The sequence below is a fragment of the uncultured Barnesiella sp. genome, assembly GCF_946496565.1.
In the GTDB taxonomy this organism is placed as follows: domain Bacteria; phylum Bacteroidota; class Bacteroidia; order Bacteroidales; family Barnesiellaceae; genus Barnesiella; species Barnesiella merdigallinarum.
Genome location: NZ_CAMMHD010000007.1, coordinates 88,134 through 110,310, shown reverse-complemented (window position 1 = coordinate 110,310; position 22,177 = coordinate 88,134). Strand labels below are relative to the sequence as shown.

Annotated in this window: 20 protein-coding genes and 1 tRNA gene; 7 read left to right on the top strand and 14 right to left on the bottom strand. The window is 53.3% G+C overall.

All coding sequences use genetic code 11. The features are described from left to right. Positions 1-31: 31 nt before the first annotated feature. The 7 genes from Q1K76_RS05470 (at position 32) to Q1K76_RS05440 (ending at position 7,014) form a co-directional block, all read left to right on the top strand. Positions 32-952, top strand: a complete 921-nt coding sequence (locus Q1K76_RS05470) for a mechanosensitive ion channel domain-containing protein (protein WP_087409152.1) — start codon at positions 32-34, stop codon at positions 950-952. Between the two features lie 143 nt (positions 953-1,095). Then, on the top strand, positions 1,096-1,608 hold the full coding sequence (locus Q1K76_RS05465) for a GNAT family N-acetyltransferase (protein ID WP_298663077.1): 513 nt from the start codon (positions 1,096-1,098) through the stop codon (positions 1,606-1,608). A 268-nt stretch (positions 1,609-1,876) separates the two neighbouring features. After that, positions 1,877-3,598: a single-stranded-DNA-specific exonuclease RecJ gene (gene recJ / locus Q1K76_RS05460; RefSeq protein ID WP_087409154.1), complete on the top strand. Its 1,722-nt coding sequence runs from the start codon at positions 1,877-1,879 to the stop codon at positions 3,596-3,598. A 195-nt stretch (positions 3,599-3,793) separates the two neighbouring features. Further along, positions 3,794-5,701 (top strand): ATP-dependent DNA helicase RecQ, encoded by a 1,908-nt coding sequence (locus Q1K76_RS05455; RefSeq protein ID WP_300131676.1) that lies wholly within the window; start codon positions 3,794-3,796, stop codon positions 5,699-5,701. Between the two features lie 55 nt (positions 5,702-5,756). Next, on the top strand, positions 5,757-6,122 hold the full coding sequence (locus tag Q1K76_RS05450) for a CidA/LrgA family protein (RefSeq protein WP_300131674.1): 366 nt from the start codon (positions 5,757-5,759) through the stop codon (positions 6,120-6,122). After that, positions 6,119-6,811, top strand: coding sequence for an LrgB family protein (locus Q1K76_RS05445; protein ID WP_298663074.1), 693 nt, complete (start codon positions 6,119-6,121; stop codon positions 6,809-6,811). Before Q1K76_RS05450 ends, Q1K76_RS05445 begins: the two co-directional genes overlap by 4 nt. A 130-nt stretch (positions 6,812-6,941) precedes the next feature. Beyond that, positions 6,942-7,014, top strand: a tRNA-Lys gene (locus Q1K76_RS05440). A gap of 128 nt (positions 7,015-7,142) precedes the next feature. On the opposite strand, the gene Q1K76_RS05435 is transcribed toward Q1K76_RS05440, so the two are convergent. The 14 genes from Q1K76_RS05435 to Q1K76_RS05370 form a co-directional block, all read right to left on the bottom strand. Then, a complete protein-coding gene (locus Q1K76_RS05435; protein ID WP_258327955.1) occupies positions 7,143-7,364 on the bottom strand; it encodes a DUF6140 family protein in 222 nt (73 codons plus the stop codon). A 103-nt stretch (positions 7,365-7,467) separates the two neighbouring features. Beyond that, a complete protein-coding gene (locus Q1K76_RS05430) occupies positions 7,468-8,427 on the bottom strand; it encodes a WYL domain-containing protein (protein ID WP_300131672.1) in 960 nt (319 codons plus the stop codon). Positions 8,428-8,490: 63 nt separating this feature from the next. Continuing rightward, on the bottom strand, positions 8,491-10,569 hold the full coding sequence (locus Q1K76_RS05425; protein ID WP_300131671.1) for an ATP-binding protein: 2,079 nt from the start codon (positions 10,567-10,569) through the stop codon (positions 8,491-8,493). 193 nt (positions 10,570-10,762) lie between these two features. Further along, on the bottom strand, positions 10,763-11,155 hold the full coding sequence (locus Q1K76_RS05420) for a WbuC family cupin fold metalloprotein (RefSeq protein WP_300131670.1): 393 nt from the start codon (positions 11,153-11,155) through the stop codon (positions 10,763-10,765). Beyond that, complete coding sequence (locus Q1K76_RS05415) at positions 11,152-12,366, bottom strand: glycosyltransferase family 4 protein (RefSeq protein WP_300131667.1); 1,215 nt, start codon at positions 12,364-12,366, stop codon at positions 11,152-11,154. The genes Q1K76_RS05420 and Q1K76_RS05415 overlap by 4 nt, the downstream gene beginning before the upstream one ends. Positions 12,367-12,379: 13 nt before the next feature. Further along, the gene (wecB, locus tag Q1K76_RS05410; RefSeq protein WP_300131664.1) at positions 12,380-13,513 is read right to left on the bottom strand and encodes a non-hydrolyzing UDP-N-acetylglucosamine 2-epimerase; all 1,134 of its coding nucleotides are present in this window, start codon (positions 13,511-13,513) and stop codon (positions 12,380-12,382) included. Positions 13,514-13,532: 19 nt separating this feature from the next. After that, positions 13,533-14,678 carry an NAD-dependent epimerase/dehydratase family protein gene (locus Q1K76_RS05405; protein ID WP_300131662.1) on the bottom strand — a complete coding sequence of 382 codons (1,146 nt, stop codon included), beginning with the start codon at positions 14,676-14,678 and terminating at the stop codon, positions 13,533-13,535. A gap of 8 nt (positions 14,679-14,686) precedes the next feature. Continuing rightward, positions 14,687-15,712: a polysaccharide biosynthesis protein gene (locus Q1K76_RS05400; protein WP_300131660.1), complete on the bottom strand. Its 1,026-nt coding sequence runs from the start codon at positions 15,710-15,712 to the stop codon at positions 14,687-14,689. Positions 15,713-15,729: 17 nt separating this feature from the next. Further along, positions 15,730-16,947 (bottom strand): glycosyltransferase, encoded by a 1,218-nt coding sequence (locus Q1K76_RS05395; RefSeq protein ID WP_300131656.1) that lies wholly within the window; start codon positions 16,945-16,947, stop codon positions 15,730-15,732. Positions 16,948-17,002: 55 nt separating this feature from the next. Next, positions 17,003-18,091: an EpsG family protein gene (locus tag Q1K76_RS05390; RefSeq protein ID WP_300131653.1), complete on the bottom strand. Its 1,089-nt coding sequence runs from the start codon at positions 18,089-18,091 to the stop codon at positions 17,003-17,005. Continuing rightward, positions 18,088-19,350, bottom strand: a complete 1,263-nt coding sequence (locus Q1K76_RS05385) for a glycosyltransferase (RefSeq protein ID WP_300131650.1) — start codon at positions 19,348-19,350, stop codon at positions 18,088-18,090. The genes Q1K76_RS05390 and Q1K76_RS05385 overlap by 4 nt, the downstream gene beginning before the upstream one ends. Next, positions 19,343-20,707, bottom strand: a complete 1,365-nt coding sequence (locus tag Q1K76_RS05380; RefSeq protein WP_300131648.1) for a hypothetical protein — start codon at positions 20,705-20,707, stop codon at positions 19,343-19,345. The genes Q1K76_RS05385 and Q1K76_RS05380 overlap by 8 nt, the downstream gene beginning before the upstream one ends. 30 nt (positions 20,708-20,737) lie before the next feature. Next, complete coding sequence (locus tag Q1K76_RS05375) at positions 20,738-21,259, bottom strand: UpxY family transcription antiterminator (RefSeq protein ID WP_300131646.1); 522 nt, start codon at positions 21,257-21,259, stop codon at positions 20,738-20,740. 351 nt (positions 21,260-21,610) lie between these two features. Further along, positions 21,611-21,955: a hypothetical protein gene (locus tag Q1K76_RS05370; protein WP_300131644.1), complete on the bottom strand. Its 345-nt coding sequence runs from the start codon at positions 21,953-21,955 to the stop codon at positions 21,611-21,613. Positions 21,956-22,177: the final 222 nt, after the last annotated feature.

Here is a 22,177-nt window from a genome sequence, read left to right as displayed (position 1 = left end):
CAATAAAAACCATTAACCCTATATTTTACGTATGTCTATTCTCAATTCGCTATTGACCTTGTGGGCACAAACGCCCGACCTGCCGGCTCCCGAAGAGGTAGCCCAAACCTGGCAACAAAAGCTCTCGTCGCTTTCGTCGCTTTCGTTCGAGCAATTCATGGAGCAAGCCATCTCGGCCATTTTGCACGGTCTGGTGAAGGTAGCCATCGCTCTGGCCGTCTTCTTTATCGGCAAGTGGATTATCAACCGCATCCACAGCTTCGTGGCCAAAGCCTTCGTCCGCCGCAACGTGGAGCTCTCGCTGCGCACCTTCCTGCTGAGCCTCATCCGCATCATACTCATGCTTATCCTCATCGTCATCGTCATCGGTATCCTGGGCATCAACACCAGCTCGTTCCTGGCCATCTTTGCCTCGGCCGGTCTTGCCGTAGGTATGGCGTTGAGCGGCACGCTGCAAAACTTTGCCGGCGGGGTGATGATTCTCCTCTTCAAGCCCTACAAGGTGGGCGACTTCATCGAGGCGCAAGGCTACTCGGGCACCGTCAAGGAGATACAGATATTCAACACCATACTCAACACACCCGACAACAAAACCATCATCATACCCAACGGCGGGCTCTCGACCGGCAGCCTCAACAACTACTCGAAAGAGGGGCGCCGCCGCGTAGACTGGAAGATAGGCATCGCCTATGGCGACGACTTCGACACGGCCCGCACGGTCATCCTGCAACTGCTCGCGGCCGACAAACGGGTACTGACCGAACCGGCCCCGTTCGTGGCTCTGAGCAGCCTGGCCGACAGCGCCGTCGAGGTGACCGTTCGCGCCTGGGCTGCCGCCAGCGATTACTGGGGTGTCTATTACGATTTCAACGAGCAGGTATACAAACAGTTCGAGAAGTACAACCTGCACTTCCCCTACCCGCAAGTCGATGTGCACATGATCGACCAGTAACCGGTACGACACAAACACATTATCCCCGGGAGGCAACCTGCAAGATGGTTGCCTCCCGTTTTTTTTCAAGGAAATAGCCCCCACTCGTATACAACGGTCGGCCGTTTATTCGTATATTCGTGCCCTAAAAAAGAGACGATACGATGATACGCGAGGTTACCCCACACGATGCCGACGCCATTACGGCCATCTACAACGAATATATACTGCACAGCACCATCTCGTTCGAGACCGAACCGCTCACCCCCGAAACCATGCGCGACCGCATCGTCCACATCGCCGACCACTACCCCTACTTCGTAGCCGAAGAGGCGGGCACCGTAGTCGGATACTGTTATGCCCACCCCTGGAAAGAGCGGGCCGCCTACGGCCACACGCTCGAAACTACCGTATACCTGTCGCCGCTCGGCCAAAACAAGGGACTGGGCCGGCAACTCATGCTCCGCCTCATCGAGGAGTGCCGCCGCCGGGGCTTCCGGGCCTTGATTGCCTGCATCACCGGCAACAACGAGGCCAGCCGCGCCTTCCACCTGCGGCTCGGGTTCGAACAGGTATCGCTCTTCAAAGAGGTAGGCTACAAATTCGGCCAATGGCTCGACGTGGTCGATTACGAGTTGCTGCTGGCTCCACAAGCCGCCCCCGACCGAACCGAATAAAGGACGTTAAAATTTTGAAGATTTACAATTTTAATACGCAAAAGCGGTTCAACATTGAATGTCTTTTTATAACTTTACGCCAATAATGAGGTGAAAAAGGACTGTCTGTAAGCAATTACATCTCCTGCTCATTGCTATATAAATGTGGACAAGGCAGATAATAGCTTGGCCGAGGTCCATTTTTCCCGCTGGACACCATCGGGCTGTCGGACTTTTAACAGCCGATCGCTGCGGGAACCGAGAGCGATAAAAAATAAAAAAAATATAAATGATAAGTAAATGGAATTACTTACCCCTAACATCCAACCAACAACAGATAGCCCAGAGATTAGAGGCCCGATACCCACGGGTCCCTGCGCTCTGTAAACTACTGACTCAACGAGGGGTAACTTCTGTCGCCGAAGCGGAGAAGTTTTTCAAACCCCAACTGTCCGATCTGCATGACCCGTTCCTCATGCGAGATATGGAGAAAGCGGTAGTTCGGCTCAACCGCGCATTAGGGAGTAAAGAAAAAATTATGATTTATGGCGATTACGACGTGGACGGAACGACGGCCGTATCGCTGGTATACAAGTTTTTGCAGAATTTCTACTCGGGGCTCGACTACTACATCCCCGACCGCTACGACGAGGGTTACGGCATCTCCGACAAGAGTATCGACTATGCCGCCCAGAACGGCATCACGCTCATCATCGCCCTCGATTGCGGCATCAAGGCCGTGGAGAAGATTGCATACGCCAAGAGCAAAGGCATCGACTTCATCATCTGCGACCACCACATGCCCGACGACCAGTTGCCCGACGCCGTGGCTATCCTCAACCCCAAACTCGAGGGAGAGACTTACCCCTACAAACATCTGTCGGGCTGCGGCGTGGGGTACAAGTTCATGCAGGGTTTTGCCCTGAACAACGGCATCGACATAGCCGCCGACCTGGAACCGCTGCTCGACCTAGTGGCCGTGAGCATCGCCTCAGACATCGTGCCCATCACCGGCGAGAACCGCATCCTGGCCTATCACGGCCTCAAGCGGCTCAACTCCAACCCCAGCATGGGACTGCGCGGCATCCTGAAGGTGTGCGGACTGAACAACAAAAACATCACCATCAGCGACATCGTCTTCAAAATCGGGCCCCGCATCAACGCCTCGGGTCGCATGCAGTCGGGCAAAGAGGCGGTAGACCTGCTGGTGGCCAAAGATATGGCCGGCGCCCTCGAAAAGAGCCAGAACATAGACCAGTACAACGAGAACCGCAAGGAGCTCGACAAGCGCATCACCGAAGAGGCCAGCAAGATACTCGAAGAGCATGTCGACATCAACCACCGCAAATCGATTGTCATCTACAACAAGGATTGGCACAAAGGCATCATCGGCATCGTGGCCTCGCGCCTGACCGAACTCTACTACCGCCCGGCCGTGGTGCTCACCCTCTCCGACGGACTGGCTACCGGCTCGGCCCGCTCGGTACAGGGATTCGACATCTACAAGGCGGTGGAGTCGTGCCGCGACCTGCTCGAGAACTTCGGCGGCCACACCTACGCCGTGGGGCTCTCGATGAAGGAGGAGCACATCAAGGAGTTTACCGCCCGCTTCGAGGAGCATGTGGCCAAACACATCCTGCCCGAACAGATGGAACCCCAAATCGACATCGACACCGAAATCGACTTCAACGAAATCACCCCCGAGTTCTTCGCGCTGCTCAAGCAATTCAACCCCTTCGGACCCGGTAACCAGAAGCCCATTTTCAGCACCCGGCACGTGACCGACTATGGCACGAGCCGGCTCGTGGGCAAGAAAAACGAACACGTGAAACTGGAGTTGGTCGATAGCAAGTCAAAGAATATCATGAACGGCATCGCCTTCAACATGAGCCGTCACTTCGACCACATCAAGGCAGGCAAACCGTTCGACATCTGCTACACCATCGAAGAGAATACCCACAACAGCGGATCGATACAACTCTTTATCAAAGACATACGTCCCTCGGAATAACCGAGCGGAGGCTAAACCGCATCACGGCAGAGGCACGGCAATCGACCCGGATACCGTGCCTCTGCTGTTTTTATCGGCTTCCGCTATCATGCCAGGACCCCTACCGATTTGCGGCTTTGCTCCAATTTTCGTCACCCGATTTCTATATCGTAATAGATAAAATTGTATTTTTGCAGTCGATTTTCAAGGAAAGGCATGCAAGAGCTTATCTACGAAATATTGAAGAAGTATTGGGGATACGACCGTTTCCGCCCTATGCAAGAGGAGATTATCACCTCGCTGCTCGACGGACACGACACGCTGGGACTCATGCCTACCGGCGGGGGCAAGTCGCTCACCTTCCAGGTACCCACCCTCTGTCGCGAAGGGCTCTGCCTTGTCATCACTCCCCTCGTGGCCCTGATGAAAGACCAGGTCGACAACCTGCGCGCCCGGGGCATACGAGCCGCCTGTATCCACGCGGGCATGTCGCGCCGCGAGATGGTGGTCACCTTCGACAACTGCCTCTACGGACGATTCAAGTTTCTCTACATCTCACCCGAACGCATCGACACCGAGCTCTTCACGGCCCGCATCAAGGGGTTGCCGGTCTCGTTTATCGTCGTTGACGAGGCACACTGCATTTCGCAATGGGGCTACGACTTCCGCCCCGCCTACCTGAAGATTGCCCAGATACGCCACACCCTGCCTCACGTTCCCGTGCTGGCACTCACCGCCACGGCTACTCCGCGCGTGGCCGAGGATATACAACAGAAACTCGACTTTCACGACGGGCGCGTATTCCGCACCCCCTTCACCCGCCCCAACATCTCGTATGTCGTGCGGCAGGGCGAGGACAAGATGCAGCAACTGCTGCGCATCCTCACCCGGGTGCCCGGCAGCGCCATCGTCTATGTGCGCAACCGCAAGCGCACCAAAGAGGTGGCCGAGGCGTTGACGCGGGCCGGCATCTCGGCCGACTACTACCACGCCGGTCTGGGACAGGAGGAGAAGAACGAGAAGCAGCGCCGGTGGAAAGAGAACGAAACGCGGGTAATGGTATCGACCAACGCCTTCGGCATGGGTATAGACAAGCCCGATGTGCGGGTGGTGGTGCATCTCGACATGCCCAACGCTCCCGAAGAGTATTTCCAGGAGGCAGGCCGCGCCGGTCGTGACGGGGCCCGCGCCTACGCCGTGCTGCTCTATGCCCGGCGCGACAAGGCCAACCTGCACAAGCGGCTCACCGAGGAGTTTCCCGACAAGAAGTTTGTGCTGAAGGTCTACGAGCGGGTGAGCAACTTCCTCGAGATTGCCCTCGGCTGCGGCATGGATTCGATATTCGAGTTCAACCTGAAGCGCTTCTGCACCACCTTCAACTACACCGCCACGCCGGTGCTCAACGCCTTGAAAATACTCACCATATCGGGCTACATCGAGTTTATCGAAGAGACCGACACCCTCTCACGCGTGATGATTCTGGTGCACCGGGAGGAGCTCTACAACCTGCGCGACTGCGACCCGCAGACCGACCGTGTGCTGCAATGCCTGTTGCGCTCCTACACCGGGCTCTTTGCCGACTACATATACATTCACGAAGATCTGCTGGCCCAGCGGCTCGGCATCGACCAGCATGCCGTCTACGAAGCACTGCTCAAGCTGAACCGTCTGCATGTGCTCCACTACGTGCCCCGGCGGCGCACCCCCTACATCGTCTACACCCGCGAACGCATGGAACCCCGCTACGTGCACATCACCCGCGAGGCCTACGAAGAGCGACGCAAACGCATGGCCGACCGCATCGAGAGCATGATTACCTATGCCACCTCGACCCGCTGCCGGCAACAGATGCTGCTCGAATACTTCGGAGAGAAAAGCGACTACGAGTGTGGCTGTTGCGACAACTGCATCGAACGGCGCAAACACGAGCGCCCCTCGATACAGCGCCCTGCGCAAATAGCCCGGGCCGTGCAGCAGGTAATCGGCACCGGCACCGTAAGCCGCAACCGGATAGTCGACTCGCTCCCCTATCCCGAGGACGAAGTGATCGAAGCCCTGCGCTTCCTGCGAGATGAAGGATTCGTCGTCTGCGAAGACGAAATTCATTATAGAAACAAGGAATAAAAAGAGAAAAAAAAGATTTAGGTATTTAGGTATTAACAAGTAAGGTTTTAAGAAAATGATTAAAGGTTTTTGCTACATCATGCTCTTCTATGTACTGGGAGAGATGGTAAGCCTGCTCATCGGGAAACTCATTCCCGGCAGCGTGTGCGGCATGATACTGCTGTTCCTGGCACTCACCCTCAAGTGGGTACGTCCGCGCGACGTCGACAAGGCCGCCTCGGCCCTCACCCGCAACATGGCCCTCTTCTTCGTCCCCGCCAGCATCGGACTCATGCACGAGTACAAGATACTCATGAGCAACTGGGTGGTCCTGCTCACCGTCTCGGTAGTGACTACACTGCTGGTCATCATCGTGGTGGGAGTCACCGAAGAGCATTTCGACCGCAAACTGTCGCGCAAGAAAGGAGGGGTTGAGCAATGAACGCCATATTCTCCTCCACGCCCTTCATCCTGCTGCTGGTTCTGGGCAGCTATCTGGCCGGTTGCAAACTGCATCAGAAGAAACATATCGCCCTCTTTCATCCCCTGCTGGTAGCCATGGTGCTCATCATCGCGCTGCTCTCGCTGCTCGACATCGACTACGACACCTTCTGCGCCGGCAGCAGCTTCATCAGCTTTCTGCTGGGCCCCTCGGTCGTTGCCCTGGGATACGCCCTCTACGAACAGATTGAGCAGATACGGGGCAAAGAGATTCCCGTGCTCACGGCCGTCTTTGCCGGAGGCATCGTGGGCATCGTGAGTGTCATCGCCATCTGCCGCATAATGGGAGTCGACGAAGCCATCACCTCGTCGCTGCAACCCAAGTCGGTTACGATACCCATCGCCATCTCTCTCTCGGAGCATTCGCACGGCATCCCCTCGCTCACGGCCGTCATCGTATTTGGTTGCGGATTGCTGGGCGGCATCATCGGCCCGGCCGTACTCGACCGCTGCCACGTCAACAGCCGCGTAGCCCGCGGTCTGGCTCTGGGTTCGGCTGCCCACGGACTGGGTACCGCCCGCGCCATCGAGCTGGGAGCCGTCGAGGGAGCCATCAGTGGCTTGGCCATCGGTCTGATGGGTGTCATCACCTCGCTCCTCATCCCGGTGTTCGAGACCCTCATGCGCTGACAATCAATCCCACGACCGTGAGTCATGGGCCCCAGAGCGAAAAATAAATAGAATATTTTGGGGCTAACCCTTGTATATTCCAATAAAAGGCACTATCTTTGCAACGCTTTTACAAAAAGCACCAAGGTTAGATTCGCTAGCTCAGCTGGTAGAGCACAACACTTTTAATGTTGGGGTCCTGGGTTCGAGCCCCAGGCGGATCACCGAAAAGCCAGACACTCCGATAATCGACCGATTACCGGAGTGTCGCTTTTTAAAAGTCCCCTATTATTCTCGCCGAGGCGGGGCAGTAAGTTCTCCCGCCCAGCTTGAAAAGAGTATCCCCTCTGTCTCAATCCAAAGCCCGAAAGTTGAAATCGGACTTATTGCAACAGGCCTTTTGATAGTCAAATCCATAGAGACGCATGTACGCCTCTTTGATCTCTTTGGCCCCGTTGTAGAACGGATCGGCGGTGTGTAGCTGAGTGGTTACGGTTACCTCCATTTCGGGAGTCAATACGGTGCCGTTTACCCGTTTGATTTTTTTCGGCGTTACTTTAAATACCCTTGACATATCGGTTTTTCGTTTTAAGTGAAACATTTTTGATTAACGATATGACAAAGGTAACCCCACCGATATGCCGGAACGAAGCACAGGTGAAAGCATTTTACCAAATTTATTCCAAGGGCTTATTTCCTTGTTTCAACAAAGATATCCCCTCCTCTATCGGGAGTGTCGGGTGGTATCGTTGCCATACCTCCCGGGCCAACTCGCACATTCGCTTTTTGACCCACTCGGGCTCGACCACCTCTATCTGCCCCGCCTGCTGCAACAGCAGTTGCATGAAGTCGAAGGTAGGGCGTACCTGCAACTCGAAGGTAATCGACTTGTCGTCGCGGGCTATTTCGCGCTGCGACGCATGCAGCGGCAGAGTCTTGATATACCAGCGGGCCCAGTCGTAGGTCTTGATGACTACCCGGTCTATCCCTATATCGTCATCGGCCATAATGCCTACACACCCCTCGAAATAGTGGTCGATGTCGAAATCGGCGGGAAGCTCGAAAGGCTTGTCGGTAATCCCGACGCTCAACATGCGGTCGAGTGCATAGGTGTAAATGACGTTGCGTTTGGGACTATACCCGATGAGATACCAGCGACGACGAACCACTTTGAGGTGATAGGGCTCAACCTCGAAAGTATAGGCTTTCGGCTTGCTGAAGGACTGATATTCCAACTTGACCACCCGATTCTTGCGCATCGCCTGCAGGAGGGTTTGCAGGTAACGGCTGCCCGAGGGTATCTGCTCGAACGAGATGCGGCTCTGCAAATGGCTGTCGGCCTGCACCTGGTTGAGGGTGGCATACGAGTCGATGAGCCACGAGCGCAGGTTGTTGCCCTGCAGCTCGTCGTCGGCTATGTAGTAGCCATAGCCGGCCTTGGGGTCGCACTCGACAATCACATCGAAGATGGTCTCGATGGCCTCCTTGTGGTTCATAAAGGTACGCCACGGGAGGCACTTGCCGTCGCCCAGGCCCGAGTCGGCCCAGGCTTCGCTTATCTGCCGGAAGGTGATGCGGGGGTGATTCTTAATGAGATCGACAAGCCATATATATCGGCCGAATTTGTTAGCTGCCATAGAGGTTAATGAATTATATTGGGTGAAGTTACGGTTTTGTTATGAAAAAATCAAGCATAGCCTTTATCGATTGAAGCCAATCTTTCCGCTCGACCCGCCCCGGCCTATCTTCTCCTCGTTACAGATTCGGATAAGATTCTCCCACGAGGGGGCAGTGCCGTCGACCACCTCGGTCAGGGTCACCTTGCGCACGATGTTGTCTATCTCGCCACCGCTGAAGTTGTAGGTCGCGGCCAGCCGGGTAGCCTGCTCGTCGGTGAGCACGGGCAGTTTGTCGAGCCAGATGTTTCGCTTGGCCTCGACCGAAGGCTTGTTGAAACGTATCTTGAAGAGGAAGCGCCGCTCAAAAGCCTTGTCGAGATTGTCGACCAGATTGGTCGTCGCAATCAGAATCCCGTCGAGCGTCTCCATCTCTTCGAGAATAATGTTTTGGATGGCATTCTCGGTCTGATCGATGCTACCCCTACCCGCCAGGTTCTGGCGGGTAGAAAAGAGGGTGTCGGCCTCGTTGAACAACAGGATAGGTTTCAATGCCGAGTGCTTGCATATACTGCGATAACGGGTAAATATCTGCTTGACAATCTTCTCGCTCTCGCCATACCACATGCTCTTGGAGGCACTTATATCGACCTGCACAATATCGCGTCCCGACTGGCGGGCCCACTGCATGACCGACTCGGTTTTGCCCGTACCCGGTTCCCCATACAGCAAGACGGCTATTCCCCGGGGGAGCGATTTGGCCTCGAGCCGGGCGACCAATGTCCGATAGTTCTCTTCGTTCAACACGTTGCCTACCAGCGACAGTTGCTCCTGCTCTTCTGGCGAAAAGAAGAGCCGTTTTCCCCGAATATCGGAAGCTTGAATCACCCCCTTGCTATCGACCTTCTCCATAAAAAAAAGGGCATCCTCTCCGAAATAGAGTTCTTTCCCCTGGTCGGTAAGTATCAGTTTCGTCTGTTTCCCAAATGAACTGCTCTCGGTTACCATCTCGACCAGATCGAGTTGCTGCAACTTATGCAATCCATTCTTGAAGAGGCTCAAATTGGCACTGCAATCTTTCGGGGAATAGATACGGTTTAATATTACGAGCTCAACACCCGAGCCATTGATGCAACCTTCGCACGCCAGATAGAATAAGATTCTGTAACCGGGCTCTTCAATCAGGTTCTGCACTTTGGCCAGGCTGGAGATGTGATGGTTGTCCCTCTCCATCGCAACCAGTTTTGCTTCTATTCTATAGGTATCCCTCGCGGTTTTGGTTCCGTGCCTGGAGCGGTCGATATACTCCTCGACCATTTTTGCAAAGCCGTAGCAATCGGTCTCTACATTCGTCTTGAGCCGCTCAAAATCTTCACCCAGGAAAAGGCGCTCCCCTGCGGTTGTAAGTTCCAGATACTTCTTGTCTACCAGCTCTATCAATCCGGCGACAACCAGCGGATGTTCTCTGGTGAGTAAAGCATGCTTTGCCTGTAAGCGTACCCCATAGTTCATATAGATATCTTCCAGAATATCATCCACATTCGAATTGCTATTCTCGGTAAAATCGAAACACCGTTGATAAAAGATCATTCGATTATCCAGTTGAGGCACTACACCCTTCAACTCTTTCACCAGCGACATTTCGGCATTCTCCCGCTCCAAAAACTCGATGCGGCTCAGAGAATCAGCTTCAGAAGAACTTCTATTTCGCAGAATCTTGTCAATTGCCTTGCAAAAGTCATATTGATTAAACGCATTTCTCTGCATATACTCTTTCGGATGGGGCATCTTGTTTTCCAGGATAGACTCAATCACATAATCGGGTATCATGAACATCTGTTCTACCACTCGAGATTCACTCTTGTTGGTCTGTATCACCAGATGCTTTCGAATCAACGATCGGATAGCCACTACATACTCCATCATCTGCAACAGCGTACAATCGAAGTAAGCGACCAGGTCGTTCAAGTCGTTCTTCCGCCCTCCGCATCCACGATCAAAAAGAGCCGTAAAGACAACAGCCTCATCCACATTATCCAAATGAAGGCGAGCCTGCACCTCGCCCAACAACCCCGAAAGCTCTTCCCCGGTAAGTCCCTTGAGTTTCCGATTGTGCAATTTCGAAGCCGTCAGTTTAAGCAGTTGAATCATCGTTCTTTCCATACTTTTCTAAATTTATGCCACAAAGTTACATATGGACCTATGCCAAAATATAGCATAGGTTTGGAGAGATGCAAAAATTTTTCATATTCACACGACTCTTCTACCAGCAACCCCTGTACGCACCGAGGGCGACCCGTCGGCCAGATAGACCGATGAGTCGCCCTCGGAGAAAACGGGATAGGTAACCAGGTACCTACTCCAGTATGTCGGCCGGAGCCAGAGGCATGTAGGGACCGTCTTTCACCTCGAAGATGACGGTACCGCTGCACAACACCTCGATGGTGTGCCACTGCCCGCGGGGAATGTTCACGCCATAGGCTCCCCTCGTGGGATCGAGTTCGTAATGGGCCGTCACCTGACGGTCCTCGTTGTAGAAGTCGACATTGAGCCGGCCCCGCAACACGACATAGGTCTCGGCCGTGTGCATGTGGCGGTGTATGGGCAACACCGTGCCCGGCTCGAGCGCATTGAGCAGACGTTGCGCAGGGGCGTCGAGCGTCTCGTGAAAGTTGTAGTTCATGCGCAACCGGGGGCTGGCCTGGGCTTCGGCCGTCACCTGGTCGAGCAGTTTCTCGTCGATAATCATTTTTTAGCTCCTTTCTTTTTGTAGTTTTCGATGGTTCCGAAGAGGTCGTTCATACACTTGTCTCTTCTGAAATGGCGCTGGTAGTAGTGGTATCCGTTGCGCCCCTTCTGCTCGAGCTCCTGCTTGGGGACCCGCGAAATGGAGAGCACGAGGCGCACCATCTTGTCGATAGAGTCGGCATTGGCACCATAGCCGCACCGCGCCTCGCGGACCACCGACTGGGCCTCGCCGTTGGCCATCACCAGCACGGGCTTGGCATTGAGCATATAGGCCGGCAGCTTGGCCGGCAGGGTCACATTGAATGCGTTGTTGTTGCAGAGCGAGAGCAACATGATGTCGGCTTTCTTGAAAAAGGCCGACATGTACTCTATCGGATAGCGTTTGTAGAGATGGACCGTATCTTCCATTTCGCGGCTCTGCACAAACTGCTGCACCCACTTCTTCTTGCGGCCGTCGCCGATGAAAATCCACTGGATGCGTTTGTCGTCCTTCAACCGCTCGGCCACACGCATCACGTTCTCGAGGTTCTGGGCCTCGCCCAGATTCCCGGCAAACATGATGCGGAACCCATCGGGCAACGGGGGCAGCTGATCTTCGCTCACCTCATCGCCCTGCAAGGCATCTTCACCCCAGTTGGGCAAGTCCTCGATGCAGTCGTTGCGCACGCCGCGCTGCTGCAACAGCGACCGCACGCCGGGGGCCGCGATAAAGATCTTGTGACAGTTGCGATATATGCGGCGCATGATTTTGTCGACGATGCCAATGATGTATTTGTTGGTGATGCCACCGGCTGCCAGACTCTCGGGCCACACATCGAGCAGCCAGAAGTAGATGGGTATGTGCTGTATCTTCTTGGCCAGCACGGCGGGAATGCCGATAAAGGCCGGCGAAAGTTCCTGCACGAAGATGAAATCGAACTTCTTGCGGAGCACAATGCTCAACGTATAGATAAAGGTGAAGAAGAGGCTCGACACGTAGTTGAGCACCATGCGTATGGCCCGGCCGTTGCCGCGCGGTATCACCGGCACGCGTATCACGTTCACCCCGTTGACTACCTCGCGCCGGCGGCGCCACATGCCATACCCGTCGTAGAAACGGCCCTGCGGGTAGTTGGGGATACAGGTGATGACCGTAACCTCGTAGCCCCGCTTCACCATCTCGAAGGCTACGTCGTTACCCCTGAAGGTCTCGGGGTAAAAATAGTTGGTCAAAAGCAGACAGCGCTTACCTTTCACTCCAGACGACTCGCTTGACATAATCGGTATAGGATAAGATGATTCGTACTACCTTGTCGCTCACGTTGGGTATCGAGTAATCGGCTACCGGGCGGAAGTTGCGGTGCTCGAGATTCTGGTCCTGCAACTCGGCCAACCCTTGCATCACCCGCTCGGGATTGAGACCCACCATCATCACCGAGGCCTCCTCCATCGCTTCGGGACGCTCGTGCGCCTCGCGGATATTCAGGGCCCGGAAGTTGAGAATCGACGACTCTTCGCTGATGGTGCCGCTATCGGAGATGACCGCCCGGGCATTGAGTTGCAGCTTGTTGTAATCGCTCAATCCCATCGGTTTCATCAACCGCATCAAGGGGTCGAATTCGACCCCGGTCTGCTCGATTCGCTTGCGGGTGCGGGGGTGGGTCGACACGATAACCGGATAGCCGTACTCCCGGGCAATGCCGTTCAGAATCGTCACCAGATTGCCGAAGTTGCGGTCGCTCGAGATATTCTCCTCGCGATGAGCCGAGACCACGAAGTAACGGTCGCGCTCGAGCCCCAATGTCTCGAGTATGGTCGACGCCTCGATCTTGGGCAGGTAGCGGTTCAGCACCTCGTACATGGGGCTGCCGGTCTTGATTACGCGGTCGGCCGGGATGCCCTCGTGCAGCAGGTATTCACGGGCGATGCTGCTGTATGTCATGTTGATGTCGGAGATATGGTCTACAATCTTGCGGTTGCTCTCCTCGGGGACCCGTTGGTCGAAACAGCGATTACCGGCCTCCATGTGGAAGATGGGGATGTGCCGCTTCTTGGCCGCAATGGCACAGAGGCACGAATTGGTATCGCCCAGCACCAGGAAGGCCTCGGGCTTGACCTGCTCGAGCACGGGGTCGATGTTGATCAATATCTGCCCGGCCGTAGAGGTAGCGTTGTTGCCCGCCGCATTGAGGAAGTAGTCGGGCTTGCGCAATCCCAGGTCCTGGAAAAATATCTCGTTCAACTCATAGTCGTAGTTCTGGCCGGTATGTACCAGCACATGGTCTATGGCTGGACTGGCGTCCAGTTTCTGCAACACGCACGAAAGTCGGATGATTTCGGGTCGTGTGCCCACCACAGTAAGCACTTTCAAAGGTTTCATAATCTTATATTGAGTTGTTTCATGGTTCTTGTTCTACGGGTTCGAAATAGGTATCGCCGTCGTCGGGATCGTACCACTCGTTGATCCAGAACTGGGCATACAGTATTTCATCGCCGATATTCGATATATTATGCGTATACCACACGGGCATATCGACATAGGCCGGACGCTCGCCGTCGAGGTAATAATCGAGCACCTCGTCGGTACCCACCCGGCGCAGCTGTATGCGGGCCTTGCCCTTGATGACGACAAAGCGCTCCATCTTGCGCGTGTGATAGTGGTTGCCCCGAGTGACGCCGGGCACCGTGGTCGAGAAGCTCACCTGCCCCCCTACCCCTATCTTCACCGTCTCGACAAAACTGCCGCGTGCATCGGTGTGCTGCACCAGCTGCACCGGGAAGTGCTGCTTCATGTCGATGTAGCTGCGGAAGGTGTTGAACAGATTCCACTCGTTCCGGTTACAGAGCGGCGGGATAATGCCCTGCTCGAGGTAGAGGCTCTTGAACTGGCCGAAGCGGTCGAGCACCTCGCTCACCTTCATGGCAAAGTCGAAGGGCACTTCGTCGCGTTCGACCACGACCTCGTCAATCTCGGACTGACGGCGTATCCGCTTGCAGATGTATTCGCACAACGAACCCACATAGATGAGGTGCACCTCGCTGTCCTGCATCACTACCGGCTCCTCGCCGTGGGTCAACTTATAGGCAAACGTAGCGATAAACGAGTTATAGTTGGGGCGGCCGAAGGGTCCGAAGACATTGGGTACCACCAGCCCGGTGAACGAGGCCCCCTGACGGCGGGCCCACTCCTCGAACAGGCGACGCCCCTCGCGCTTGCTGCGACCGTACTCGTTGCCGCGCTCCTCCTGCGTACTCGACGAAAAGAGCACATAGGGGCGCACCCCGGTCGACTCCATCGCCTCGATGAGCTGTCGCACCAGCTTCACGTTGGTCTCATACAGCACCTGCGCATCGGGGTGACGGTTAATTGCCGCCAGATGCACAATGACATCGCACTGCCGCACAAACGCCTCCAGCCGTTCCCGGTCGGCAAAAAAGGAATCCTCGAAAGGTATCCGCTCGAACACTTCGGGCCAGAGCCCCAGCGTATGGTACAGATGTGTACCCACGAAACCAGCCTGCCCGGTAATTCCTACTCGTATCATACCCCCTCCTATGCTTTCAGGTTCAAATCGTCACGCACCAGATTGAGCTTGAGCAGCAATTGCTTCATCTCCTCCACGTCGAGGCGATGCGTGTTGTGAGAATGATAGTCTTCGATTTGCGAAACCACCTTGTTGCCCTCGACAAAATATTTGTCGTAGTTCAAGTCGCGGCTGTCGCACGGGATACGGAAGTAGTTGCCCATATCCACGGCACGCGCCATCTCCTCGCGAGTCACCAGCGTCTCGTACAACTTCTCGCCATGACGGGTGCCGATAACCTTCACCGGCGTATCCTTGCCATAGAGCTGCTTCAAGGCCGTGGCCAGAGTCTCCAGCGTAGCTGCCGGCGCCTTCTGCACGAACAGGTCGCCGTTGTGACCATGCTCAAAAGTATATACCACCAAGTCTACCGCATCGTCGAGCGTCATCATAAAGCGCGTCATATTGGGGTCGGTCATCGTAATCACGGCATTATTCTTCATCTGGTCGATCCACAAGGGGATGACCGAACCGCGGCTCGCCATCACGTTACCGTAGCGCGTGCAGCAAATCGTAGTCGTCGCCGAGTCGCCCAACTGACGCCCCTTGGCGATAGCCACCTTCTCCATCATCGCCTTGCTGATGCCCATGGCATTGATGGGATAAGCCGCCTTGTCGGTCGAGAGCACCACCACATTCTTCACCCCGTGTTCGATAGCCGAGTCGAGAACATTCTCGGTCCCCAACACATTGGTACGCACCGCCTGCATGGGGAAAAACTCGCACGAAGGCACCTGCTTCAAAGCCGCAGCCGAAAATACATAATCGACCCCGGTCATGGCCCCGTCGATACTGCGCTTGTCGCGCACATCGCCAATATAGAATTTTACCTTGGGATTTTGCAGCCGATGGCGCATATCGTCCTGCTTCTTCTCATCGCGACTGAATATGCGAATCTCGCGCACGTCGCTATCGAGGAAACGGCGCAAAACCGCATTGCCAAACGACCCGGTCCCCCCGGTAATGAGCAATACCTTATCTTTAAAAATAGACATAATGTTATATATTAGATTTACTGTTTTGTCACTTGGTTTATCAGGTCGACCAGTCTCCGGCATTGATGCTCGGGCGACTTATAGGTCAATATATAGTGTCGGGCCTTTTGTCCCAATGCCTGCAACGACGCTTCGTCCCGACTCAATATCTCGTCGATTTTCCGGGCCAAAGCCTCTTCCGAAAGCTCGTCGACGGTAAAGCAATAGTCGTAATACTCCTGCGGAATACCCGGCAACTTATACAGCAAAGCAGGCGTGCCGGAAGCCAAATACTCGATTGTCTTCGAAGGGAACGAATATTTGGTAAATTCCCCTTGTGGCGTACGGGGATTGATCAGTAACGTCGCCTTGCGCTGCCAGGCCAGAATCGACTCGCGAGGCAGCTGTCCCTGATATACAATGCGACGGTCCTCGGCAGCACACTTTTGCAAAAACTCCCGTGAATTGCCATCGCCACAAATCACCAACCGATAATCGGGATTCTTCAACGACATGAAGCTCTTCAACAAAGTCAGTATGCCATATCGCGAATCCAAAGTACCCGTGTAAAGCACAATCTTCGTGCTATCGGTTACTCCACAACTATTCACATCGTCGACAGTCGTCGACGACTCGTCGGCATAATACATACCCTCGATGACCGTAGACGCTTTCTCACCGACCGGTAACCGCTCCCGCATGTATTCGCTCAAAAGCACGTAGCCGTCGACCTGCCGGTACAACCGTTGTTGCACCTGCCGGTTGATGGCATGAAATACCGATTTTATGCCCGACCTGTCGGAGTCCATATATTCGGGTAAATCGGGAACGACAAGAACAATCCTTACATTCTTTCTTTTCCGCTTCACATCGACGGCCGCTTTTAGGAAAGGCGTATGGATGCTATACACCATCAGCACGGTTGTCTCTCGAGGGGCCTCGTCGACCCATCGTTTCAAGGCCCGTCTCATGTGTAACCAGCGGCTTATCAACTTATAGCCGGTGAGATTACAGAACCCGACATCGGTCAAGGTCACCCCCGCCGGCATCGAATCGGTCGACCGCAACGTATAAAATGGAGTAGCATACCGTTTCGGATAAGAGCCGATAAAGGGCGCGTTGAACACCTGAACCTCGACATGCCGAGCACTCAGTCCACACACATATCCCCATTGCAAGGCATCGGCTGCAAACTGAATCGGGCCTCGACTGTTACGAATGATTTCGTCCCGGTTACTCTTAGGGAACAATCCCATTAAAAAAGCAGCTCTCATCGTTCTGTTTCTGTTTCATCGTAAAAACTCATCGGTATCATCGCCAAACAAACGATTCGAAAATGGTGCGATACTCGATGTAAAAATCGCCATATATCTCGGAGTTGAAGAATACATGAAAATCATACACGGTAAATGCCATAATCAGCAACAAGGTACCCACCCGAACAATTTTATTGTCGATACTGCGCACCATGTGCGGATAGGTAGCTATCATAGGCACCTGCAGATACATGCCCAAGCGGGAAAACAACTGTGCCACAAACCCCAGCGGGATAAACAGGAACGAGAGTGCGGTCAGCTTAAACAACAACCCGATCTCCCGGTCTTGCTTCTTCTCGTAATAGAGCACCATGCACATCATCAGAATCTGGTAGACAAATCCTATTCCCGTCGCCAGTTCCGAGGTCTCTTTGCCCTCCTCCAGGTAATAGGCATATTTACTCAATCCCAACGACGAGAGGGTCTCCTCGACCATGTGCAATACGATATTCTGCAATAAGAGAATGGTAAAGAAGAGAACGCCTCCTATAATCACCCCCTTGTTACCCATCTTCCAGTTGAGATAGCCCAGAAATACGATGGGCAACAATATTTTGGCACTGCTGTGAAACAGCGAAGCAAATACGATAATCAATGCCGCCACGATAAACCGCTTCTTGAAAATGTAGGGTACCGAAAGCAATACCAAGCCCATGGCCAACGCCTGACGAAACATCGAGGCATGCACCAGCATGAAATAGGGATTGAACACATACAGGAAGATGGCAAACCAATACCATTCACGTGGTACATACTTCTTGATAAACCAATAATAGACCCCTATCTCGAAGGCAGAGAGAACAATCACCAACGAGAAGAATCCAAACGGTTTGAACAGACGATACAAGAGTATCCACCCTACCTCCCAACGCTCGTCGGGGTCGGAGTAGTCGAACCGGTCTATCGCATTATATATTGTGAACTTGTCGATATACTGTTCATAGTCATTTCCCCAATAGTAGCGTATGGACAAAAAGACAAACAGAATCACCATCGCCAAGGGGAAGGTCCACGACAGCCGCTTGTAGCGGGCCAGGAAAGCCAACACGACACACAACAGTCCTATAACAATCGTTTCAATCATGCCTTACAATTTTCTTTTCGATAGTCGAGCTGTTGTTCATACAACTCGATATAGTGCTCGAACTGTCGATTTTTATCATACCGCGCACAGGCTTCAGCCCTGCAGGCCTTTGCATAAAACGTTTTTCCCTTTTCACACACTTGGATAACAGCCTCGGCCAACTGCTCCATATTTCCGAGCTCCACAACCCTCCCTGTAGCCGGGGTTATCAGTTCGGGCAAAGCCGTATCGGCATACACTACGGCCGGAGTTCCACAGGCAAATCCTTCGGCAATTGTCAACCCAAACGACTCCTGATACGACAGACTCACTACCACATCGGCAGCCGAGTATATCGAAGCCAGTTCGTCGACACTCCCGGTGCGTTCGATACCGATAATACCCTCGGGCAACTCAGCCACCTGCTGCGGAGTGAGACCTACCAATACAATTGCAAAACGGTCGGCAGGCAACGCGGCTCTCAACTTATAGTAATCGGACAATCCCTTGGCTGCGCTCCAATGCGAAGCAACCCCCACAACCACAAAGCGATTGCCCCAGCCGTAGCGTTCGCCCAACCGGCGGCTCTCTTCTCGCGGATAGAAAACCGATGTATCTACCCCGTTTGTAATCACTCGAACCGGAACTGTACCCACGGCCGAACTTCTCACGACCGCCGCCAGCCACTCCGAAACTGCGACAAAGGTCAATCGAGGTACCGCCGTAAAATACGAAACTTTCTGCTTCAATACCCAGGGCATCGTGCGGAAGACACCCTTCAACTCACCGCCCACATCGCTATTCCCACAACGGGGACACCGGCGACAACCGTCGTGCCACTGCTTACACCCGTAATAGGCAAAGTGAGTACAACCTCCCGTAGCCACCCAACAGTCGTGCAGGGTCCACACAACCGGGATACCAGCCCTCTTCAGATACGAAAAGAACAACGGGAAGTTCAGATAATTCTGATGAATATTGTGCAGGTGTATCAAGTCGGGGGAGAGCTTTTTTATCTTCCTGATAAAAAGCCAGGTATCGACCAACGACCCGAAGCCCTTCAGATTGAGGATGCGTGAAAACAGATAGGTGTGCAGCAAATAGGACAATCGGCTGCGAGTAATCCGTATCCCTCTCCCGGCCTCGAGACGAGCTTCACAAGCATAGGCAAAGGTATATTGCCAGCCGTGCTTCTCGGCTATGTCGCCTATCTCGGCAGCAATACGACCCGTAGACCACAGGTTGCCGTAGGTATTAACAATCAACAATCTCTTAGTCATGTGTGGATACCTCCTTGTTCAACACTTTCAACTGGCGGTTCATCACAATCGGCTGCACAATACAGTAGGGCAGCAAACCGATAATGGTCGCAGTAACCACAATCGTCCACGATGCGTGCGAAGCCAAAGCAACAATGGCTCCTATCTTAAAGACAGTTGCAAACAGAAATCCGTACAACTGACATTTGAGCTTACCCAATCCGTTGGAGATGCTGGTCAATACCGATACCCATATCATCTCACAGCTCATCAGAGCAAACAACAAGGCCACCGAAACATCTACTTCAATGGCCTTGCTACCCAACCAGAGTTTCAATATCGGGTCGAGAAAGGGAATAATGGCCAGCTGCAACAACACCGAAAGCGCGGCTATGCCGTACAGAAAACGTATCAACTTGAGTATCCAACCATAGCGTTTCTCTACAAATGCCTTCGTGACGGCCGACCATACCGGTATCAAAGCCAAGGCCACCAATGAGCTTACAATCGAAAAGAGCTTGAAATAGATTTGATATTCAACTACAAACGCAGGGGCAAAAAAGTAGGAGATGATAAACTCGTTGGTAACCGTAATGACCATGTAAACGACCTGCACCAACAGGAAGAGGAACCCGAGCGACAAGACATCGTTCGCCTTGTTCCATCTGAAGCAGTGGAAAGAGGGCAAACAACTTTTCAGCTCCTTGCCAAAGACAAGAGCCGTCACCACCAATAGGGGCAAAGTTCCCGAGATGGCTTGTACCCACGACAGGGTTATGAAATCTTTCCCTATCTCGCCTGTAGGGGTATATACCCACAAAAAAAGCAACATCAGCACCGTCGAAATCAGATTGAGCAAATTGGGCCATGCCGACTTCTGCAACGCATATAACACCGATAGAATCAACTTGAAAAAGAAAAAGGAGAATACACCGCAGAGCGTTACGATTACCCCCTGATATAACTCCTCGGCCGACAATGCTTCGGTAGAAATATTAAAGATGCGGTTCCAGTCGATATACCGGCTCACAACGAGTGTAATCAGAGTAACCAGCAGGGTAATACCTCCCATCAAGATATAAGCCGACGAAATATGACTACGGGCACTCTCGTAATTTCCCAAACTCAAATCGGCGGTCAAATGGTTGCGTAGACCATGACCGATACCCAAATCGAACATATTGATCCAGGTCAAAACCGAATACATGGTAAACCAACAACCCAAAACCGCATTGTTGTTGAAATAACGCAGATAGAGCGGGAACAGTACAAACGAGATGAGAAAGCCCAACCCTCGTACGACAAATGCACCCAGTACATTGTCGACCAGATTGCGATTACCTGTATATTTCTGCTTTATGGTATTATAGCTTATCATATGGGTTTATACAACTGCAGTAAAAAGCCGTCAGCCATCTATCTTCTCCAAATAACTGCCCGGTATATAGACCGTGGCTACGGTAAAGAGGTTGTCTATGCGTACCACCACGCGGCGATGGCCGGCTATGCGCACCAGTTCGCCTTCGATGCCGGCAAAGCTGCCGGCGACAACCCGCACGCGGTCGCCCCGACGCAGGTCGTGGGGCAGCACCTCGATTTCGTTCTCGTGGTGTTCTACCAGATAGATGAAGTCCTCCATCTGCTTGTCGGGCACTCGCAACAGCGAGCGGCTGGAAAAGTCGCGAACATACCGCATGGGGTAACCATAGTCGTTGATGAGCGAAATGCACTCTTTTTTACGACCATGCACGAATATCAGCCCGCTGATGAAGGGGACTTCGACCTTCTTGCGTTTCCCGCCGATCTCTTTGACCGTCTCGTGAAAAGGGACAAAGTGCTTCACCCCCATGCGGGTAAGCAGCTCTTTGATCTTGCGTTCCTGGCGATAGGTTTTCGCCACGTACCACCCTTCTTCTTCGGTCTCCGGCATATTCGGTTCGGTTTTGACAAAGCCTAAGCCTCCAGGCGACAAAACGTCGTCCTCGACTACATCAGGCACTCCTGCTATCTCTTGCATTTTAACCTCTTAAACAGAGTTGTAAATACAATTTAACTATGCAAATATAACGAGAAATAGTTACATTTTAATATTATTTACGCTATTATTCCCAATAGATAAAAGAATTTGAATGCCTTTCTGCAAGGCCTTTTAAAGAGGGGATGCAAAAAACACCGCCATCCCCCTCATACCGAGGAGAATGGCGGCTCTATCATCTTCACTAAAACAGATAAAAATAAGAACGCTTTTTCTAAGGATTAACTCACTTATCCGATGCAAAAGTTATGCGATAGAGTTTTGGGCTTGAGGCTCGTCTTTCTGCGGCTCCTGCGTGGGAACACTGTCGGTGGGCTCTTCGGCCAGGCCGAGCAGATAGAGGTTGGATTGAGGCTCATCCTTCTGCGGCTCCTGCGTGGGAACGCTGTCGGTAGGCTCTTCGGTCAGACCGAGCAGATAGAGGTTGGCTTGAGGCTCATCCTTCTGCGGCTCCTGCGTGGGAACACTGTCGGTAGGTTCTTCGGCCAGGCCGAGCAGATAGAGGTTGGCTTGAGGCTCATCTGTCTGCGGCTCCTGCGTGGGGACGCTGTCGGTAGGAGCCGGCTCCTCATTCAAACAGAACAGAGACATTTTGCTCTGGGGTTCTTGAGAGGGGACACTGTCAGCGGGAGCCGGCTCTTCATTCAGACCGAACAGACTTGCCTCTCCTTGGGGGTCCTGTGCAGGGACACTATCGGTTTGTGCCGGTTCTTCGCTCGGGCTCTGTGCATACGATACAAAAGATGAAACGCTAACCGACATCATAAATACTGCGACTGATAACATTAACTTTTTCATAATTCCACATTTTTA

Bases quoted from the DNA above. Each gene is read 5' to 3' on its own strand.
- Q1K76_RS05470 (WP_087409152.1), top strand. From the start codon at position 32: ATGTCTATTCTCAATTCGCTATTGACCTTGTGGGCACAAACGCCCGAC.
- Q1K76_RS05465 (WP_298663077.1), top strand. From the start codon at position 1,096: ATGATACGCGAGGTTACCCCACACGATGCCGACGCCATTACGGCCATC.
- recJ (WP_087409154.1), top strand. From the start codon at position 1,877: ATGATAAGTAAATGGAATTACTTACCCCTAACATCCAACCAACAACAG.
- Q1K76_RS05455 (WP_300131676.1), top strand. From the start codon at position 3,794: ATGCAAGAGCTTATCTACGAAATATTGAAGAAGTATTGGGGATACGAC.
- Q1K76_RS05450 (WP_300131674.1), top strand. From the start codon at position 5,757: ATGATTAAAGGTTTTTGCTACATCATGCTCTTCTATGTACTGGGAGAG.
- Q1K76_RS05445 (WP_298663074.1), top strand. From the start codon at position 6,119: ATGAACGCCATATTCTCCTCCACGCCCTTCATCCTGCTGCTGGTTCTG.
- Q1K76_RS05435 (WP_258327955.1), bottom strand. From the start codon at position 7,364: ATGTCAAGGGTATTTAAAGTAACGCCGAAAAAAATCAAACGGGTAAAC.
- Q1K76_RS05430 (WP_300131672.1), bottom strand. From the start codon at position 8,427: ATGGCAGCTAACAAATTCGGCCGATATATATGGCTTGTCGATCTCATT.
- Q1K76_RS05425 (WP_300131671.1), bottom strand. From the start codon at position 10,569: ATGGAAAGAACGATGATTCAACTGCTTAAACTGACGGCTTCGAAATTG.
- Q1K76_RS05420 (WP_300131670.1), bottom strand. From the start codon at position 11,155: ATGATTATCGACGAGAAACTGCTCGACCAGGTGACGGCCGAAGCCCAG.
- wecB (WP_300131664.1), bottom strand. From the start codon at position 13,513: ATGAAACCTTTGAAAGTGCTTACTGTGGTGGGCACACGACCCGAAATC.
- Q1K76_RS05405 (WP_300131662.1), bottom strand. From the start codon at position 14,678: ATGATACGAGTAGGAATTACCGGGCAGGCTGGTTTCGTGGGTACACAT.
- Q1K76_RS05400 (WP_300131660.1), bottom strand. From the start codon at position 15,712: ATGTCTATTTTTAAAGATAAGGTATTGCTCATTACCGGGGGGACCGGG.
- Q1K76_RS05395 (WP_300131656.1), bottom strand. From the start codon at position 16,947: ATGGGATTGTTCCCTAAGAGTAACCGGGACGAAATCATTCGTAACAGT.
- Q1K76_RS05390 (WP_300131653.1), bottom strand. From the start codon at position 18,091: ATGATTGAAACGATTGTTATAGGACTGTTGTGTGTCGTGTTGGCTTTC.
- Q1K76_RS05385 (WP_300131650.1), bottom strand. From the start codon at position 19,350: ATGACTAAGAGATTGTTGATTGTTAATACCTACGGCAACCTGTGGTCT.
- Q1K76_RS05380 (WP_300131648.1), bottom strand. From the start codon at position 20,707: ATGATAAGCTATAATACCATAAAGCAGAAATATACAGGTAATCGCAAT.
- Q1K76_RS05375 (WP_300131646.1), bottom strand. From the start codon at position 21,259: ATGCCGGAGACCGAAGAAGAAGGGTGGTACGTGGCGAAAACCTATCGC.
- Q1K76_RS05370 (WP_300131644.1), bottom strand. From the start codon at position 21,955: ATGTCTCTGTTCTGTTTGAATGAGGAGCCGGCTCCTACCGACAGCGTC.